Genomic DNA, 17,477 nt, shown 5'->3' on the forward strand with positions numbered 1-17,477 from the left:
CCATGCTGCACCTGCTGAACCTGCTCGCCGCCATCTCGCTGCTCGTATGGGGCACGCACATCGTGCGCACCGGCGTGCTCAAGGTATTCGGGGAGGACCTGCGGCGGGTGCTCGCGCACAGCTTCAGCAACCGCTTCAAGGCCATGCTGGCGGGCATCGGCGTGACCGGGCTGGTGCAGTCGGCCACGGCCACCTGCCTGATCATGGCGTCCTTCGTCGGCAAGGGGCTGGTCACGACCGGTGCGGCCCTGGCGGTGATGCTGGGTGCCGACGTCGGCAGCAGCATGATGGCCGTTGCGCTGTCGCAGGACCTGTCGTGGCTGTCGCCGCTTCTCATCTTCGTCGGCGTGGTCATGTTCGTCGCGCGGCAGGACACCGGCGCCGGACGCATCGGCCGGGTGCTGATCGGCCTGGGCCTCATCACGCTGGCGCTGCAGCTCATCGTCGGCGCGACTCGCCCGATGACCGAATCGCCGGCCGTGCGCGCGCTGCTGGTGGCCTTGCCGAACGAGGTGATGCTCGACATGGTGGTCGGCGCGGTGCTGACGGTGATGGCCTATTCGAGCCTCGCCATCGTGCTGCTTACCGCCACGCTGGCCGCCTCGGGCATGGTGCCCGCGGGCGTGGCGATCGGCCTGGTGCTGGGCGCCAACATCGGCAGCGCGTTGCTGGCGCTCATTGCCACCGGCCGCGCGTCACCGCAGGTGCGCCGCCTTCCCCTCGGCAACCTGCTGTTCAAGGTGGTGGGTGCGCTGATCGCCGTTCCGTTGCTACCGATCGCGCACGTGCAGCTGCAGGAGTACATCGACCAGGTGCACCAGCAGGTGGTCGTCTTCCACCTCACGTTCAACGTCCTGCTGGCGCTGACCTTCATCGGCCTCACCGGCGCAGCCGCGCGCATCACGGAAAAGCTGCTGCCGGCGCCTGCCGCCGGCGTGGGAACCGAGCGGCCGCGGCACCTGGATCCCTCCGCGCTGGCCACGCCGTCGCTGGCCATCACCTGCGCGGCGCGCGAAGCGCTGCATCAGGCCGACGTCGTCGAGACGATGCTGCGCGGCATCCTGCCGGTGATCCGCAACAACGATCTCGCGCTCGCCGAGCAGCTGCGCCGCCTCGACGACACCGTCGACGAGCTGTATTCGGCGATCAAGTTCTACCTGACGCAGATCTCCCGCGAGGCCTTGTCCGAGCGCGAGAGCCGCCGCTGGACCGACATCGTGTCGTTCACGATCAACATGGAGCAGATCGGCGACATCATCGAACGCGTGCTGCAGGACGTCGAGGACAAGAAGATCCGCAAGAACCGCAGCTTCTCGGACGCCGGCATGGCCGAAATCGTCCACCTGCACGAGCGCCTGCTGGCCAACCTGCGCCTGGGCATGAGCGTGTTCCTCGACGGCCACGTGCGCGACGCACAGAAGCTGCTCGAGGAGAAGGCGCGCTTTCGCGACCTGGAGCACGAATATGCCGGCAGCCACATCGCGCGGCTGCGCGACAACACTGCGCTGAGCATCGAGACCAGCTCATTGCACCTCGACCTCATCAGCGACCTCAAGCGCATCAACTCGCACATCTGCTCCATCGCCTACCCCATCCTCGAGTCGGCCGGTGCGCTGTCCAAGACGCGCATCCGCGAGTCGCGGCTCCAGGCCCTGCCACCCGACCGGACGTGACGCTCACCTGGCCCATCGTCGCGGCGGTGCTCTTCGGCGCGTTGCTGCACGCGGCGTGGAATGCGCTGATCAAGGCCGGCAGCGACAAGCAGCTCGACACGGCTCTGATGCACGTGCTGGGCTGCGTCATCACGCTGCCGCTCGTGGCCGTGATCGGTCTTCCCGACCCGGCCGCGTGGCCGTGGATCGCCGCGTCCGCCATGCTGCACGTCGGCTACTACACCGCCCTTGCCGGCGCCTACCGGCACGGCGACCTGGGCCTGACCTACCCGATCATGCGCGGACTCGCGCCGCTGCTGGTCGCCTTGGCGAGCAGTACGCTGCTCGGCGAAGCGCTGCCGTTGGCCACCTGGCTCGGCGTGGCCGGCATCAGCGCCGGCGTGCTGATGGTGGGCCTGTCGCGCGGTGCCGCCGCCGGCACCGGCTCGCACGGCCACGCGGTGCGCTGGGCGCTTCTCAATGCGGCCATCATCGCCGCCTACACCGTGGTCGACGGCAACGGCGTGCGCGCGGGCGGCAGCGCGCTGCAGTACGTGGCGACGCTGGTGCTCGTCAACGGCCTGCCCTATTTCACGCTGGTGATGTGGCGGCGCGGCGCCGGGCGCTCCGCCGCGTGGGCCTACATGGCGCGGCGCTGGAAGCTCGCGCTGCTCGGCATGCTGGCCTCTGCAGGCTCGTATGCGATTGCGCTGTGGGCGATGACGCAGGCACCGGTGGCCGCCGTCGCCGCGCTGCGCGAGACCTCGGTGTTGTTCGCGGCGCTGATCGGGTCGCGGTGGCTGAAGGAAAGCTTCGGCCTGCGCAGGGCGGCCGGGACCGCGCTGATCGTGGGTGGCGTCGTCACCTTGCGCCTGCTGTAGGTCGGCGGTGGACCTTCACCCCCGTCGCCCCGGCCGACGCAGCCAATGTGCGAGCACGAGAGCCGCTTCAACGGTGAAGTCGCCGCGCGCCAGCTTTTCGCCCAGCGCCTCGAGGCCGACACGATCGAAGCGCTCGACCTCTCCGTCCTGGTTCGCCGGCGCGATGCCTTCCGGCACGCAGGCTTCGAACATGTCGATGTGCTCCACCATGTAGCCGTCCGACACCGGCCGGCGCACCCTGGTCCGGCCGAAGTGCCCGAGGTCGCGCAGCTGCACCAGCCGCAGGCCGGCTTCCTCCCATGTCTCGCGCTCCAGCGTCTGGTCGATCGTCTCCTCGGCGCCGACCATGCCCCCCATCAGCGTGTCCCAGCGGCCCGGGTCCACTGCCTTGTCGAACGCACGCTGCTGAATCCATACCTCGCCTGACGGCGTGGCGCCGACCAGGTGCACCGCCCGCGTCGCGATGCCCAGCGGCCGAACCGCCGCACGCTCGATCCGGCCGACCGGCGCACCGTCGGCCGCGACCACCGCCAGCGCCTCGTCCCGCCAGCGGCCGCCCAGACGCTGCGCATGCAGCCAGCGCGCGATGGCCTCGAAGGCTGCATCGACGGGGCCGAGGACTGTCCAGCCGTCGGCATGACGGCGCAGCGGCAGTCCCGCGGCGAGCAAGCGCTCGCCCAGCGCCGGCTCGAGCGAGCCGCATGCGACACCGGCGACGACCAGCGGCTCGCGCGCGGCGCGCGGCGGCTGCTGCGCCGCCCTCCGGATCCGCTCGAACCCGTCGCTGCCGGGCTCGGGCGGGAATTTGTGGCCGGACATGTCGAAAACCGCCGCGCTCGTTCGTCTACATCGGGTGGACGCCTTTCAATCCTTCCGTTCAGGCCTGCGCGGCCCGCTGCCGACGCTCGACCGCCGCCCGGCTCGGCCGCGCCCGACGCGACGCCGGCGCACGCAGCCCCTCGATGTAGCTGCGCACCACGTGGCGGCCGACGCGCACGAGGTCGAAGGCTTCGGGATGCAGCATCCAGTTCTGGATCAGCCCGTCGACCAGGGCATGCAGCCCCAGCGCAAGCGAGCGCACCGGCACGCGAGGCCCGATCTGCCCGCGCCGCGCCGCGGCTTTCAGGATGCGCTCCCCTTCGGCGAGACAATCGTCGCGGCACGCGAGGCGCCGATCGCGTACCGCGAGCAGCTCGTCGACGTACTCGACCTTGTGCGTCGCGATGTCGAAGGCGCGGCGCATCTGCGGGCTCTGCGCGGTGATCCGCAGCGTGGCCATCAGCTGCCGTTCCAGGAAGCCGAGGGGGTCTTTCTCGGTGGAGTCGAATGGCCGGCAGACAGCCTCCATCGGCATGGTTGCCCGCTCCATCATCGCGGTGAAAAGGTCGGCCTTGTCCTTGAAGTGCCAGTAGATCGCGCCGCGCGTGACCTCGGCCGCCTCGGCAATGTCGTGCAGCGAGGTCCGCGACACGCCACGCTGCTCGAAGAGCAGCTCGGCCGCATCGAGAATGCGATACCGGGTTGCGAGGGCTTCTTCTTTGGTACGGCGAACCATGGAGGGCTCCGGAAGAGGTAATGGATTCTCATCGTCAGGGACCGCCATTTGCGCGCGCGGTTCCCCCACTGTCGCACATACATCCAATGATGTATGTAAACTGCACCCCCTTCGAATGGGAGACTGCGAATGTCCGCGTTTGACTCACTTGCCCGCTCGCTGCGCGGCGCCCCCGATTCGGTCCGCCGCGCGGCGGGGCTTGGCGCCACGCTGCTGCTGGGCGCTGTCCTCGTGGCCTGCGGCCAGGCGTCCGGCGTGGCCGATCAGAAGGGCGGCCATGCCGGCGGTCCGCCCCCCGCCGCCGTGGTGGTGCAGAAGGTCACCACCGCCAGCCTGCCCGCGGTCTACGAGTATGTCGGCCAGACGGCCGGCTCCCGCGACATCGAGGTGCGCGCCCGGGTCGCGGGCATCCTGATCAAGCGCAACTTCAATGAAGGCGGCGCGGTCAAGAAGGGCCAGTCGCTGTACAGCCTCGACCCCGCACCGTTCCAGGTCGCGCTGAACCGCGCCGATGCCGACGTGGCCGCCGCCGAAGCGCGCGCCGCGCAGGCGGCTCGCACGGTGGGGCGGCTGAAGCCGTTGGCCGAGGCACGCGCCGTGAGCCAGCGAGAGCTCGACGATGCCGTCGCCGGCGAGCAGGTCGCGCGTGCCGACGTCAAGGCAGCGCAGGCGCGTCGGGCCGAGGCGGTGCTCAATGTCGGCTACACCCGCGTCGAGGCGCCGATCGGCGGCACCGCCGGCCGCTCGCAGGTGTCCGAAGGCACGCTGGTCTCGGGACCGCAGGTGCTGCTCACCACGGTCACGCAGACCGATCCGATCAAGCTGCGCTTCGGCATCGCCGACACCGACCAGATGCGCTGGCGCACCGAAGTCGCCGCAGGTCAGCTCAAGCTGCCGCCGCACGATGCATTCGACATCGAAGTGCGGCTGGCCGACGGCACCGTCTATCCCCGCAAGGGCAAGCTGATCTTCTCGGACACGCGCGTGTCGGGCGATACCGGCACGGTCGAAGCCGAAGCGGAGGTGCCCAATCCCGAGGGCCAGCTCAAGCCGGGCCAGTTCATCCGCGTGCGCCTGCTGGGCGCGACCCGCCCCAACGCCGTCAAGGTGCCGACCCGCGCCGTGCTCGAAGGACCGCAAGGCAAGTTCGTCTACGTCATGGCCGACAACAAGGCCATGCCCAAGCCGGTGGTCGTGGGCGACCAGGTCGCGGACGGCTGGATCATCACCAAGGGGCTCAATGCGGGCGACGACCTCATCGTCGACGGCATGGCCCGCATCTTCTTCCCGGGCGCGCCGGTGCAGCTCGCCCAGGCGGCGCCGCCGGGCGCCTCGGGCCCCGCCGCCTCCGCCCCGGCCAAGAAATAAGCGGGAGGTCCGCCCATGTTCTCCCGCTTCTTCATCGACCGGCCGATCTTTGCGGCCGTGCTGTCCATCTTCTTCGTGATCGCCGGCCTGTCGGCGATGCGCTCGCTGCCGATCGCGCAGTACCCCGAGATCGCGCCGCCGGTGGTCAGCGTGGTCGCGGTCTACCCCGGCGCCAGCGCCGAGGTGATCGAGCAGACGGTGGCCGCGCCGCTCGAGAACGCCATCAACGGCGTCGAGAAGATGATCTACATGAACTCGACGTCCACATCGAACGGCGTCGTGACCATCCAGGTCACCTTCGACATCGGGACCAACGTCGACCAGGCCGCGCAGATCGTCAACAACCGCGTCAAGCAGGCCGAGGCCAAGCTGCCGCTCGAGGTGCGCCGGCAGGGCGTGACCGTCGAGAAGGGATCGTCCGCGTTCCTGCAGGTGCTGGCGTTCTATTCCGACGACGGCAGCCACAACGACCTGTCGATCAGCAACTACGTGACCTTGAACGTGCTCGACCAGCTCAAGCGCGTTCCCGGCACGACCAACGTGCAGATCTTCGGTGCCAAGGACTACGCGATGCGCGTGTGGCTCAAGCCCGACCGCCTCGCGCAGCTCAAGCTGACCACCAGCGACATCGCTCGCGCCATCAACGAACAGAACGCGCAGTTCGCCGCCGGCAAGGTGGGCCAGGCGCCCACCGGCGGCACGCAGGAGATGGTCTACACCATCACCACGCAGGGCCGCCTCTCCGAGCCCAAGCAGTTCGAGGAGATCATCGTGCGCGCCGACGGCGAGGGCAGCGCCGTGCGCCTGAAGGATGTGGCGCGCATCGAGCTCGGATCGAAGGACTACGACTTCATCGGCCGCATCAACGGCAAGCCGGCCACGCTGGTGGGTGTGTTCCTGCAGCCCGGCGCCAACGCGCTGGCGGTGGCTGGCGAGGTGAACACCACCGTTGCGGAACTGGCCCAGCGCTTCCCCAAGGGCATCACCTACTCGGTGCCGTACGACACGACACGCTTCGTGCGCGTGTCGATCGAGGAAGTGGTCAAGACGCTGCTGGAGGCGATGGCGCTGGTCATCGCGGTGGTGTTCCTTTTCCTGCAGAACTGGCGCGCCACGCTCATCCCGCTGGTGGCAGTGCCGGTGTCGCTGATCGGCACCTTCGCCGGCCTGCTGCTGCTCGGCTACTCGATCAACACGCTGACGCTGTTCGGCATGGTGCTGTCCATCGGCATCGTGGTCGACGACGCGATCGTCGTGCTGGAGAACGTCGAGCGCATCATGCACGAGGAGCACATGGATGCGCGCGAGGCGGCGATCAAGGCGATGCGCGAGGTCTCGGGGCCGGTCATCGCCATCGTGCTGGTGCTGTGCGCGGTGTTCGTGCCCATCGCCTTCCTGGGCGGCCTGACCGGCGAGCTGTATCGCCAATTCGCGGTCACCATCTCGATCGCGGTGGTCATCTCGGGCATCGTCGCGCTGACGCTCACGCCGAGCCTGTGCGTGCTGATCCTCAAGCGCGAGCACAAGGCGCCGGGTCGTTTCTTCGACGCCTTCAACCGCTTCTTCAACAAGGTGACCGGGCACTACGTCGGCGGCGTGGGTTTCATGGTTCGGCGCGCCGGCATCGGTCTGCTGCTGTTCGCCGGCATGGTCGCGCTGACCATCGGCATGTGGCGGTTCACGCCCGGCTCGCTGGTGCCGGATGAAGACCAGGGCTTCTACATCTCGGCGGTCATCCTTCCGGACGGCGCCTCGCTGGAGCGCACCGACAAGGTGGTGGGCGAGGTCATCGAGATCATCAAGTCCAACCCGTACAACCTCGACGTCGTCGCCTTCACCGGCTTCGACTTCCTCGGCGGCGGCTATCGCAACAACGCGGCCACGATCTTCGTCACTCAGAAGCACTGGGACGAGCGTCCGGTCGACGTGCAGGCGCTGGTCGGCGAGCTGTTCGGCAAGACCGGCCACATCAAGGAAGCGCTGGTGCTCGCGTTCAACCCGCCGCCGATCTTCGGTTTGGGAACGGCCGGGGGATTCGAGTTCTACATCCAGAACCGCGGCGAAGGCGGCGCCAAGCGGCTCGCCGAAGTGATGCAGCAGTTCCAGGGCGCGGTGAGCCAGAGCAAGCTGCTCGGCGGCGTGCAGTCGCTGTGGCGGGCGAGCTCGCCGCAGCTTTACGTCGATGTCGACCGCGAGCGCGCCAAGGCGCTGGGCGTGCCCGTGGACGAGGTGTTCAACACGCTGTCGGCCACGCTCGGCAACTACTACGTCAACGACTTCAACAAATACGGCCGCGCCTGGCAGGTGCTGATGTCGGCCGAGCCCGCCTTTCGCAAGCGCCCCGACGACGTCGGGCGCATGTGGGTGCGAAGCGGCACCGGCCAGATGATCCCGGTGTCGGCGATCGCGACAGTGAAGTACTCGGCCGGACCGGAGACGCTGGACCGCTTCAACAACCTGCCCGCGGTGAAGCTGTTCGGGCAAGGCGCTCCGGGTGTCAGCTCGGGGCAGGCCATCGCCGAGGTCGAGCGCATCGCGCACCAGGTGCTGCCGCCGGACTTCAGCTTCGACTGGGGCGGCGCGTCGTACCAGGAGAAGCGCTCCTCCGGCACGTCGGGCCTCGCGTTGGCGCTGGGCGCGCTGATGGTGTTCCTGATCCTGTCCGCGCAGTACGAGCGATGGTCCCTGCCGCTGTCGGTGCTGCTGGCCCTGCCCTTCGGCACATTCGGCGCTTTGGCAGCCGTGTGGCTGCGCGGCATGACAAACGACGTGTACTTCCAGATCGGACTGGTGACGCTGCTGGGCCTGGCGGCGAAGAACGCCATCCTGATCGTGGAGTACGCCTCGCTGAAGCACCACGAGGGCATGAGCCCCTCGGCGGCGGCGCTCGAGGCGGCACGCCTGCGCTTCCGGCCGATCATCATGACCTCGCTGGCGTTCATCCTCGGCGTGCTGCCGCTGGCCTTGTCCAGCGGCGCCGGCGCCGGCGCCCGGCGCTCGGTGGGAACCGGCGTGATGGGCGGCATGCTGGCCGCCACCTTCCTTGCCATCTTCTTCGTGCCGATGTTCTACAAGGTCATCACGCAACGCAAGCTGCGCGAGCCGCGCAGCACCCAGGAGATTCGTGAAGAGGCCGAGCGTGCCCACCATGCGGGCCACTACACCGGACCCGGACACGTCCACGGCGCGCCGCCGACCGGCGACCGACCTGCGGGCGCGCCGCGAGGAGAGCCGGCATGAGGGCCCGCACAGCACCGCGAACCGGCCTCGCCGTGATCGCCGCCGCCGTCCTGCTGGCGGCCTGCGCCGCCCCGCCACGCGCGGATACCACGCCGCCGGCGCAGGACCTGCCCGCGGGCAGCGCCGGCGTGGCCGCCGTGCCCGCCACCTGGTGGACCTCGTTCGGCGATGCGCGAATCGACGCGCTGGTCGCCGAGGCGCTGCAGAACAACCGCGACGTGGCCCGCGCGGTGGCGCGCATCGACCAGTCGCGCGCTGCACTGCGGCTGGCATCGGCGGACCGGCTGCCCAGCATCAACGCCGGTGCGTCGGCCGCGCGGCAGCGCGTCAGCGAGAACGGTGCCGTTCCTCTCAACGGGGCTTCGCCCATCGGCAACGACTACCGGGTCGCCATCAACGTGGCCTACGAGGTCGATCTCTGGTCGCGTCTGGGACGCACGCGCGACGCGGCTCGCGAGGAGTTGCTCGCCTCCACCTATGCGCGCGACACGCTTCGCAACGCGCTCGCGGCGCAGGTCGTGCAGGCCTACGTCTCGCTGCAGGCCCTGGACGCGCAGTACACGCTGTTCGACAGCGCCGTGCAGGCGCAGCGCGAGAGCCTGAAGCTGCAGCGCCTTCGCTTCGACGCCGGCGACATCGCCGAGCTGGACATCCGCCAGCTCGAGGCCGAGCTGATCGCCAACGATGCGCAGCTGCCCAAGCTGGCGCGCGCCCGAGGAGAGGCCGAGCGTGCGCTGTCCCTGGTGCTCGGTCGCACGCCGCGTGCGGTGGTGGAAAGCGGCGTCGCGAGGGAAGCTTCGCCGACGACACTGCCGCCCAACGTCGCCCTGCCGGAAGGCCTTCCATCCGACCTGCTGCAGCGGCGTCCCGACGTGCAGGCGGCCGAGGCGCGCCTGCGTGCCGCCGGCGCACGCGTCGATGCGGCGCGCGCCGCCTATTTCCCTAGCATCTCACTGACGGCCGCGCTGGGCCAGGAAAGCACGCAGCTGTCCAAGCTGACCGACGGTCCTTCGCTCATCTGGAGCGTGCTGGCATCGCTGACCCAGCCGATCTGGAACGGCGGGCGCATCGACGCGCAGAACGAGCTGGCGCGCGCCCGCCAGCGCGAGGCCGAGATCGACTACCGCGACACCGTTGCGGTGGCCTTCAAGGAAGCGCGCGACGCGATCGGCGGGCGCAGCGAGACTGAGCAAAGCCTGCGCAACGCCATCGAACGCGAGCGCGCCTTGTCGCGCGCCGCGCAGCTGACTGCCTTGCGCTTCAACGGCGGCGAGTCGAGCCGGCTCGACCTGATCGAAGCCGAACGGGCGGCCCTGGCGGCGCAATCGCAGGCAGCCGATGCACGGCGGGCGCTGGCCGCCGCCCAGGCCGATCTGTTCCGCGTGCTCGGAGGGGGCTGGCAGGTGCCGGACGAGGCATCGGCGAAGGCGGCGCGCACCGAAGGACAAACGCCCCTGAAGCAGTGAGCTTCAGGGGCGTTTTCCGTCGCGACTGGTGGAGCCGGGGGGAATCGAACCCCCGTCCGCAAGCCATCATTGGACAGTTCTACATGCGTAGCTGGCTGATTTGGTTTTGAGGACCCCGATCGCGCAGCAGCACGCTATCTGGATCCCGAGTCACTTGATTTAGCCCTGGGTCGAGTGACCCGACTCAGAGCGAGCCAATGTGTATGACTTCGCAGCCATCGGGTTGCCCCTCAGGCCCGGCCCATCGGCCAACCGTTGCGAAGCTCACCGGTATTAAGCGGCGAGAGCGTACGAAGAGTCGTTCGCAGTTACTTTGATCCAGTGGATTTACGAGCGAACTGGTGCTCGGCATGCCCTGTTCCAACTCCGCACCCGCGTCGAAGCCAGGTCGGCCCCAGGAACCGGTTAGTTTAGGCCACGCCCAATAAGTTCAAGAGCTCCGCCGGGCGCCGGATGATGAAATCAGCGCCCCAGGCCTCGATGGGCTCGCCGATGCCCAGATAGCCCCAGCCCGCGACTACGGTCGTCATGCCCGCCGCCCGGCCGGCCTGCACGTCACGCACGTCGTCGCCGACGTACATGCACCGCGAAGGCTCCAACCCGACACGGCGCGCAGCTTCGAGCAGCGGCGCCGGATGCGGCTTGGAATGGGGCGTCGTGTCGCCTGCGACGACTGCCGCGGCGCGGGCGTGCAGGCCGAGCGATCGCACCAGCGGATCGGTGAAGCGCGTCGCCTTGTTCGTCACGATGCCCCAGCGACGTCGACCCTGCTCGAGCGCATCGAGCACCGGCAGCACGGCGTCGAAGACACGTGTCTCCAGCATCATCCGCTGCTCATAGCGCCGAAGGAAGTCATCGCGCAGCTCGGCGAAGCGCTCGTGCTGCGGACCGACGTCGAACGCGACCCCCACCATGCCGCGGGCCCCCGAGCCGACCATCGGTCGAAAGCATTCGTACGGCAGCGCCGGCAGACCATGGGCCGCGCGCAGCTCGTTGGCCGCACCAGCCAGGTCGGGCGCGCTGTCGATCAGCGTGCCGTCCAGATCGAACAGCACCGCTTGGAAGTTGTCGAGGCTCATGCGCTCCTGCGGCAGGCGATGAGGTAGTTGACGCTCGTGTCCGTCGACAGCCGATAGCGGGCCGTGACCGGGTTGTATTCCATGCCGCGCGTGGCGGTGAGCGTGAGGCCGGCGTCGCGGCACCACTGCGCCAGTTCGCTGGGGCGGATGAAGCGGGCGTATTCGTGCGTGCCCTTGGGCAGCAGGTTCAGCACGTGCTCGGCACCGACGATGGCGAACAGGAACGCCTTGGCATTGCGGTTGATGGTCGAGAAGAAGACCCAGCCGCCCGGCTTGACGAGCTGGGCACAGGCGCTGACCACCGATGCCGGCTGCGGCACATGCTCGAGCATTTCCATGCAAGAGACCACGTCGAAACGCCCCGGCTGCTCGGCGGCGAGCGCTTCGGCGGCGATCTCGCGGTATTCGATGGACGGCGTCTCGGCTTCGATCGCGTGGAGCTGGGCGACCTTGAGCGCCTTGGAGGCGAGATCGATGCCAAGCACTTGCGCACCGCGCCGCGCCATCGCATCGGACAGGATGCCGCCCCCGCAGCCGATGTCGACGACCTCCTTGCCCGCGAGCCGGACCTGCTGCTCGATCCAGTCGAGGCGCAGCGGGTTGATCTCGTGCAGCGGCCGAAACTCGCTCTGCGTGTCCCACCAGCGGTGCGCCAACTCGCTGAATTTCGCGAGCTCCTGCGGGTCGGCATTGACGGTGGTCATCCGGCGATGTTAACCAATGGTCCGCGGCAAAATTCCTCGAAACGCGACCCGCTTTCCGTCTGTTGCGAAGCCGAAGCTGGAGCCGGTTCCAGAAGAAGAAAACCCCGCCGAGGCGGGGTTTTCGCAGAGACGACGGGGCCGATTACTGCTTCGTGCGCGTGCCGACCACTTCGATTTCCACGCGGCGATTCTTCGCGCGGCCTTCGGAGGTCTTGTTGTCGGCGACGGGCTGCTTCTCGCCCTTGCCTTCGGTGTAGACGCGGTTCTTCTCGACACCCTTGCTCGTCAGGTAGTTCTTGACGGATTCGGCGCGGCGGACCGACAGCTTCTGGTTGTAGGCATCGCCACCGACCGCGTCGGTGTGACCGACAGCGATGATGACCTCGAGATTGATGCCACCCATCTTGCTGACCAGATCGTCAAGCTTGGCGCGGCCTTCCGGCTTGAGCGTGTCCTTGTTGAAGTCGAAGAACGCGTCGGCCGCGAAGGTCACCTTCTCGCTGACCGGGGCCGGCGGCGGGGGCGGCGGGGGCGGCGGCGTCACCGGGGCGGGAGCGGGCGGGGGCGGCGGAGCGACCGGGGGAGCAGGCGGGGGCGGGGGCGGCGGCTTGATGGCGCCATCGCAGTCCGGGTGAGCGGTGGCGGGCGTCCAGAAGGCATCGCGCCAGCACAGTTCGTTGGTACCGTTCTTCCAGGGAATGCCGTTGGCGTTGACCCAGTTGTCGATCGACTTGGGCGCGGCCGCTTGGGCGAACACGCCCGACGCCGAAACGGCGAGGGTGGCGGATGCGAAGAGCGACGCCACCTTGTTCAGTTTCTTCATGATTCTCCTCTCGAGGGAAGGTGCAGTTAGTTTCTGCAGAACGTCCGAACCGGAATCGGAAACGCTGGCAAACCTTCGCTGACACGAATGGCCTACCACCCGGTCGATTGTGCCAGCAGACCCCGGATTTGAGCCTCTTGCGGCCTGCTTGGAGAAGCAGTGTTGCGATAGTGCTACAGCGTGCGGCACTTAGAATGGAAGGCTCTGCCGCCCCTCTTTCGGCGGGCCTTTTGCGCCCTCGCCCTCCATGACCCAATTCGCCAAGGAAACCCTGCCGATCAGCCTCGAAGAGGAGATGCGGCGCTCCTACCTTGATTACGCGATGAGCGTGATCGTGGGCCGTGCGCTGCCCGATGCGCGAGACGGCCTCAAGCCCGTGCACCGTCGCGTACTGTTCGCGATGCACGAGCTCAACAACGACTGGAACCGCCCCTACAAGAAGTCCGCGCGCATCGTCGGTGACGTCATCGGCAAGTACCACCCGCACGGCGACAGTGCGGTCTACGACACCATCGTGCGCATGGCGCAGGACTTCTCGCTGCGCCACATGCTGGTCGATGGACAGGGCAACTTCGGTTCGGTCGACGGCGACAACGCCGCGGCGATGCGCTACACCGAGATCCGGCTGGCCAAGATCGCGCACGAGATGCTGGCCGACATCGACAAGGAAACCGTCGATTTCGGGCCCAACTACGACGGCAGCGAGAAAGAGCCGCTGGTGCTGCCGACGCGGCTGCCGAACCTGCTGGTCAACGGCTCGGCCGGCATCGCGGTGGGCATGGCCACCAACATCCCGCCGCACAACCTCAACGAGGTCGTCGACGCTTGCCAGCACCTGCTGAAGAATCCCGACGCGTCGATCGACGAGCTGATGGAGATCATCCCGGCGCCCGACTTTCCGACCGCCGGCATCATCTACGGCCTCAACGGCGTGCGCGAGGGTTACCGTACCGGCCGCGGCAAGGTCGTGATGCGCGCCAAGTGCCATTTCGAGGACATCGACCGCGGCCAGCGCCAGGCCATCATCGTCGACGAGATCCCCTACCAGGTGAACAAGAAGAACCTGCTCGAGCGCATGGCCGAGCTGGTTCACGAGAAGAAGCTCGAAGGCATCAGCCACATCCAGGACGAGTCCGACAAGTCGGGCATGCGCGTGGTCATCGAGCTCAAGCGGGGCGAAGTGCCCGAGGTGGTGCTGAACAACCTGTACAAGCAGACGCAGCTGCAGGACACCTTCGGCATCAACATGGTTGCGCTGATCGACAACCAGCCGAAGCTTTGCAACCTCAAGGACCTGATCGAGATCTTCCTCGAGCACCGCCGCGAGGTCGTCACCCGCCGCACGGTGTTCGAGCTGCGCAAGGCACGCGAACGGGGGCATGTGCTCGAAGGCCTCGCGGTGGCGCTGGCCAACATCGACGAGTTCATCGAGACGATCAAGACCTCGCCCACGCCGCCGGTTGCCAAGACCGCGCTGATGAGCAAGAGCTGGGATTCGTCGATGGTGCGCGAGATGCTGTCGCGCGCCGAAGGCGAGACGCCGGGTGGCCGCGACGCCTACCGCCCGGAAGGCCTGCCGAAGGACTTCGGCCTGCAGCCCGACGGCCTGTACCGCCTGTCCGAGGCGCAGGCCAGCGAAATCCTGCAGATGCGCCTGCAGCGCCTCACCGGTCTGGAGCAGGACAAGATCATCGGCGAGTACAAGGAGGTGATGGCCGAGATCGCCGACCTGCTGAACATCCTGGCCACGCCGGCACGCGTCACCACCATCATCGCGGGCGAGCTGGCAGCGATCAAGCAGGAGTTCGGCCAGACCAAGCTGGGCGCGCGCCGCAGCGTGATCGAGCAGAACGCGCAGGACCTCGGCACCGAGGACCTGATCACGCCGACCGACATGGTCGTCACGCTCTCGCACACCGGCTACATCAAGAGCCAGGCGCTGTCGGAGTACCGCGCGCAAAAGCGCGGCGGCCGCGGCAAGCAGGCCACTCAGACCAAGGAAGACGACTGGATCGACCAGCTCTTCATTGCCAACACGCATGACTACATCCTGTGCTTCACCAACCGCGGGCGCGTGTACTGGCTGAAGGTGTGGGAAGTGCCGCAGGGCTCTCGCAATTCGCGCGGCAAGCCCATCGTCAACATGTTCCCGCTGCAGCAGGGCGAGAAGGTCAACGTGGTGCTGCCGCTCACCAACGGCTTCCGCAGCTTCCCGCCCGATCACTACGTCTTCATGGCCACCGCGCAGGGCACCGTCAAGAAGACCGCGCTGGATGAGTTCAGCAATCCGCGCAAGGCGGGCATCATCGCGGTCGACCTGGACGCCGGCGACTTCCTGATCGGCGCCGCGCTCACCGACGGCAAGCACGACGTGATGCTGTTCTCCGACGGCGGCAAGGCGGTGCGCTTCGACGAGGAAGACGTGCGCCCGATGGGCCGCAACGCGCGCGGCGTGCGCGGGATGATGCTCGACGAAGGCCAGAGCGTCATTGCCATGCTGGTCGCCGAGGACGAGTCGCAGAGCGTGCTCACCGCGACGGAGAACGGCTACGGCAAGCGAACCTCGATCGTCGAATACACCCGCCACGGACGCGGCACCAAGGGCATGATCGCCATCCAGCAGAGCGAGCGCAACGGCAAGGTCGTCGCCGCCACGCTGGTGCGGCCGGACGACGAGATCATGCTGATCACCGACCGCGGCGTGCTGGTTCGCACCCGCGTGTCCGAGATCCGCGAGCTGGGTCGCGCGACGCAGGGGGTGACGCTGATCGCTCTCGACGACGGCGCCAAGCTGAGCGGCCTGCAACGCATCGTCGAGAACGACGCCAACGGCGGCGATCCCATCGGCGACGAAGCGCCCCCCGAGGAGAACACCTGATGAGACATGCCATCGCAGTGGCGCTGGTCACCTGCGCCACGCTGGCGCACGCCCAGACCGCCCCCTCCGCCCCGACGGCTTCGCCGGCCAAGAAGGAGCTGGTGGCCAAGGTGCTGCAGCTGCAGCAGGGCGGCATCGAAGGTCTGGCGCGACAGATCGCGCAGGCGCCGGTGCTCCAGCTGATGCAGCAGGCGAACAACGTGCTGCAGACGCAAGTGGCGCCGGAGAAGCGCGAGGCCATCGCCAAGACGATCGAAGCGGATGCGAAGAAGTTCGTCGAGGAGGCGGTGCCCGTGATCCGGGAGCGGGCGATGAGGCTTGCACCGTCGACGGTCGGCGCCGTGATGGAGGAAAAATTCAGCGAGGACGAGCTCAAGCAGCTCATCACCTGGCTCGAGTCGCCGGTCATCAAGAAGTACCAGCAGCTCACGCCGGAGATGCAGAACAGCATGGTGAGCAAGCTGATGGCCGAGGCCGCGCCCATCCTGGATCCGAAGCTCCAGGCGCTGCAGCAGCGCATGAGGACCGCCTTCGGCATGCCGGCGGCCGCCAGCGCGCCGGCCGGAAGCGCGCCGGCAGCGGGCGCCAGGCCGGCCGCGAAGGCGGCGCCCAAGGCGGCCAGCAAGTGAGGCCCCCGCGAGCGATTCGCGCACGGCACGCGGGTCGCGAGGCTCAACGGGCCGCGCAGTGCGTGCGAAAATTCAGCGCACGCCATGGCTGAGACGTCCCCCGCCACCGATTCCGCGCTTCTGGCGCTTCGCAACCAGATCGACGAGGTCGATCGCGAACTGCTGTCGCTGTTGAATCGGCGAGCCTCGCTCGCGCAGGAAGTCGGCGAAGTGAAGAAGCGCGAAGGCTCGGTGGCATTCCGTCCGGAGCGTGAGGCGCAGGTCATCGACGGGCTGAAGGCCGCCAACCTCGGCCCGCTCAAGTCCGACAGCGTCGCGCCCATCTGGCGCGAGATCATGTCGGCCTGCCGGGCGCTCGAAACGCCGACCCGGGTTGCGTACCTCGGGCCGGCGGGTACGTTCAGCGAGCTGGCCGCCCTCGGCTTCTTCGGCTCGTCGATCGTCAAGGTGCCCTGCGCCAGCATCGACGAGGTGTTTCGCACCACCAGCGCGGGCGCCGCCGATTTCGGCGTCGTGCCGGTCGAGAACTCCACCGAAGGCGTGGTGGCGCGCTCACTCGACCTGTTCCTCACCGAGCCGCTGTTCATCATCGGCGAGACCAGCCTGTTCGTGCGGCAGAACCTGCTGCGCCGGGACAACTCGCTGCATGACATCCAGGCGGTGGTGGCGCATCCGCAGGCGCTGGCGCAGTGCCACGGCTGGCTCAGCAACCATCTGCCCAACGTGGAGCGCCGGCCGGTGGCCAGCAACGCCGAGGGCGCCCGGCTGGCCAGCCTCGATCCCACGCTCGCCGGCATCGCCAGCGAACGCGCCGGCAGCGAATTCGGCCTGCATGTGGTGGCGCCCGCCATTCAGGACGACCCGCACAACAGGACGCGCTTCGCCATCATCACGCACCCCGAGCGCCATCCGTGCCCCCAGGCCTCGGGGCACGACTGCACCAGCCTGGTCGTCTCCGTCGTCAACCGCCCCGGGGCGGTGCACGACATGCTGGTGCCGCTCAAGCAGCACGGCGTGTCGATGACGCGCTTCGAATCGCGTCCTGCGCGCTCGGGACAGTGGGAGTACTACTTCTACATCGACGTGCAAGGCCATCCGGATCAGCCGGAAGTCGCGGCCGCGCTGAAGGAGTTGCGCGATGTCTGCGCCTTCTTCAAGCTGCTCGGCACCTATCCGATCGACGTCCACTGACCGCCAAGGGA

The 17,477-nt window shown here is 68.1% G+C and carries 13 protein-coding genes and 1 other RNA gene; 8 read left to right on the forward strand and 6 right to left on the reverse strand.

What is annotated here, in order from left to right:
- Positions 1–2: 2 nt before the first annotated feature.
- Positions 3–1,673, forward strand: coding sequence for a Na/Pi cotransporter family protein (locus P7V53_RS26070; RefSeq protein WP_280152399.1), 1,671 nt, complete (start codon positions 3–5; stop codon positions 1,671–1,673).
- A complete protein-coding gene (locus P7V53_RS26075) occupies positions 1,670–2,533 on the forward strand; it encodes a DMT family transporter (protein WP_280152400.1) in 864 nt (287 codons plus the stop codon). The genes P7V53_RS26070 and P7V53_RS26075 overlap by 4 nt, the downstream gene beginning before the upstream one ends.
- 15 nt (positions 2,534–2,548) lie before the next feature.
- On the opposite strand, the gene P7V53_RS26080 is transcribed toward P7V53_RS26075, so the two are convergent.
- Together P7V53_RS26080 and P7V53_RS26085 are read right to left on the reverse strand one after the other, a co-directional pair.
- On the reverse strand, positions 2,549–3,352 hold the full coding sequence (locus P7V53_RS26080) for an NUDIX domain-containing protein (RefSeq protein ID WP_280152401.1): 804 nt from the start codon (positions 3,350–3,352) through the stop codon (positions 2,549–2,551).
- A 58-nt stretch (positions 3,353–3,410) separates the two neighbouring features.
- Positions 3,411–4,136 (reverse strand): TetR family transcriptional regulator, encoded by a 726-nt coding sequence (locus P7V53_RS26085; protein WP_280152402.1) that lies wholly within the window; start codon positions 4,134–4,136, stop codon positions 3,411–3,413.
- 81 nt (positions 4,137–4,217) lie between these two features.
- Here P7V53_RS26085 and P7V53_RS26090 point away from each other — a divergent pair, with 81 nt between their 5' ends.
- From P7V53_RS26090 to P7V53_RS26100, 3 genes are read left to right on the forward strand one after another with little or no spacing between them, the layout of a single operon-like run.
- Entirely contained in the window at positions 4,218–5,456 is a 1,239-nt protein-coding gene (locus tag P7V53_RS26090; protein WP_280152403.1) for an efflux RND transporter periplasmic adaptor subunit, read from the forward strand.
- Positions 5,457–5,471: 15 nt separating this feature from the next.
- Positions 5,472–8,696 carry a multidrug efflux RND transporter permease subunit gene (locus P7V53_RS26095; RefSeq protein ID WP_280152404.1) on the forward strand — a complete coding sequence of 1,075 codons (3,225 nt, stop codon included), beginning with the start codon at positions 5,472–5,474 and terminating at the stop codon, positions 8,694–8,696.
- A complete protein-coding gene (locus tag P7V53_RS26100; RefSeq protein WP_280152405.1) occupies positions 8,693–10,162 on the forward strand; it encodes an efflux transporter outer membrane subunit in 1,470 nt (489 codons plus the stop codon). The genes P7V53_RS26095 and P7V53_RS26100 overlap by 4 nt, the downstream gene beginning before the upstream one ends.
- 26 nt (positions 10,163–10,188) lie before the next feature.
- Here the strand turns inward: P7V53_RS26100 and ssrA are convergent.
- From ssrA to ompA, 4 genes are all read right to left on the reverse strand, one after another.
- Positions 10,189–10,558, reverse strand: a transfer-messenger RNA (tmRNA) gene (gene ssrA / locus P7V53_RS26105).
- Between the two features lie 14 nt (positions 10,559–10,572).
- Complete coding sequence (gph, locus tag P7V53_RS26110) at positions 10,573–11,241, reverse strand: phosphoglycolate phosphatase (RefSeq protein WP_280152406.1); 669 nt, start codon at positions 11,239–11,241, stop codon at positions 10,573–10,575.
- A complete protein-coding gene (gene ubiG / locus P7V53_RS26115) occupies positions 11,238–11,945 on the reverse strand; it encodes a bifunctional 2-polyprenyl-6-hydroxyphenol methylase/3-demethylubiquinol 3-O-methyltransferase UbiG (RefSeq protein ID WP_280152407.1) in 708 nt (235 codons plus the stop codon). The genes gph and ubiG overlap by 4 nt, the downstream gene beginning before the upstream one ends.
- Before the next feature lie 142 nt (positions 11,946–12,087).
- Positions 12,088–12,768 (reverse strand): outer membrane protein OmpA, encoded by a 681-nt coding sequence (gene ompA / locus P7V53_RS26120; RefSeq protein WP_280156621.1) that lies wholly within the window; start codon positions 12,766–12,768, stop codon positions 12,088–12,090.
- Positions 12,769–13,015: 247 nt separating this feature from the next.
- On the opposite strand from ompA, the gene gyrA reads away from it, so the two are divergent.
- The 3 genes from gyrA to pheA all read left to right on the forward strand — a co-directional run bounded on the left by gyrA (position 13,016) and on the right by pheA (position 17,466).
- On the forward strand, positions 13,016–15,646 hold the full coding sequence (gyrA, locus tag P7V53_RS26125) for a DNA gyrase subunit A (protein ID WP_280152408.1): 2,631 nt from the start codon (positions 13,016–13,018) through the stop codon (positions 15,644–15,646).
- Positions 15,646–16,275 carry a DUF2059 domain-containing protein gene (locus P7V53_RS26130; protein ID WP_280152409.1) on the forward strand — a complete coding sequence of 210 codons (630 nt, stop codon included), beginning with the start codon at positions 15,646–15,648 and terminating at the stop codon, positions 16,273–16,275. Before gyrA ends, P7V53_RS26130 begins: the two co-directional genes overlap by 1 nt.
- 84 nt (positions 16,276–16,359) lie before the next feature.
- Entirely contained in the window at positions 16,360–17,466 is a 1,107-nt protein-coding gene (gene pheA, locus P7V53_RS26135; RefSeq protein ID WP_280152410.1) for a prephenate dehydratase, read from the forward strand.
- Positions 17,467–17,477: the final 11 nt, after the last annotated feature.

Source organism: Piscinibacter sp. XHJ-5 (assembly GCF_029855045.1).
In the GTDB taxonomy this organism is placed as follows: domain Bacteria; phylum Pseudomonadota; class Gammaproteobacteria; order Burkholderiales; family Burkholderiaceae_C; genus Albitalea.

Coding starts and splice junctions, on each gene's coding strand:
- P7V53_RS26070 (WP_280152399.1), top strand. CDS start 3: ATGCTGCACCTGCTGAACCTGCTCGCCGCCATCTCGCTGCTCGTATGG.
- P7V53_RS26080 (WP_280152401.1), bottom strand. CDS start 3,352: ATGTCCGGCCACAAATTCCCGCCCGAGCCCGGCAGCGACGGGTTCGAG.
- P7V53_RS26085 (WP_280152402.1), bottom strand. CDS start 4,136: ATGGCGGTCCCTGACGATGAGAATCCATTACCTCTTCCGGAGCCCTCC.
- P7V53_RS26090 (WP_280152403.1), top strand. CDS start 4,218: ATGTCCGCGTTTGACTCACTTGCCCGCTCGCTGCGCGGCGCCCCCGAT.
- P7V53_RS26095 (WP_280152404.1), top strand. CDS start 5,472: ATGTTCTCCCGCTTCTTCATCGACCGGCCGATCTTTGCGGCCGTGCTG.
- P7V53_RS26100 (WP_280152405.1), top strand. CDS start 8,693: ATGAGGGCCCGCACAGCACCGCGAACCGGCCTCGCCGTGATCGCCGCC.
- gph (WP_280152406.1), bottom strand. CDS start 11,241: ATGAGCCTCGACAACTTCCAAGCGGTGCTGTTCGATCTGGACGGCACG.
- ubiG (WP_280152407.1), bottom strand. CDS start 11,945: ATGACCACCGTCAATGCCGACCCGCAGGAGCTCGCGAAATTCAGCGAG.
- ompA (WP_280156621.1), bottom strand. CDS start 12,768: ATGAAGAAACTGAACAAGGTGGCGTCGCTCTTCGCATCCGCCACCCTC.
- gyrA (WP_280152408.1), top strand. CDS start 13,016: ATGACCCAATTCGCCAAGGAAACCCTGCCGATCAGCCTCGAAGAGGAG.
- P7V53_RS26130 (WP_280152409.1), top strand. CDS start 15,646: ATGAGACATGCCATCGCAGTGGCGCTGGTCACCTGCGCCACGCTGGCG.
- pheA (WP_280152410.1), top strand. CDS start 16,360: ATGGCTGAGACGTCCCCCGCCACCGATTCCGCGCTTCTGGCGCTTCGC.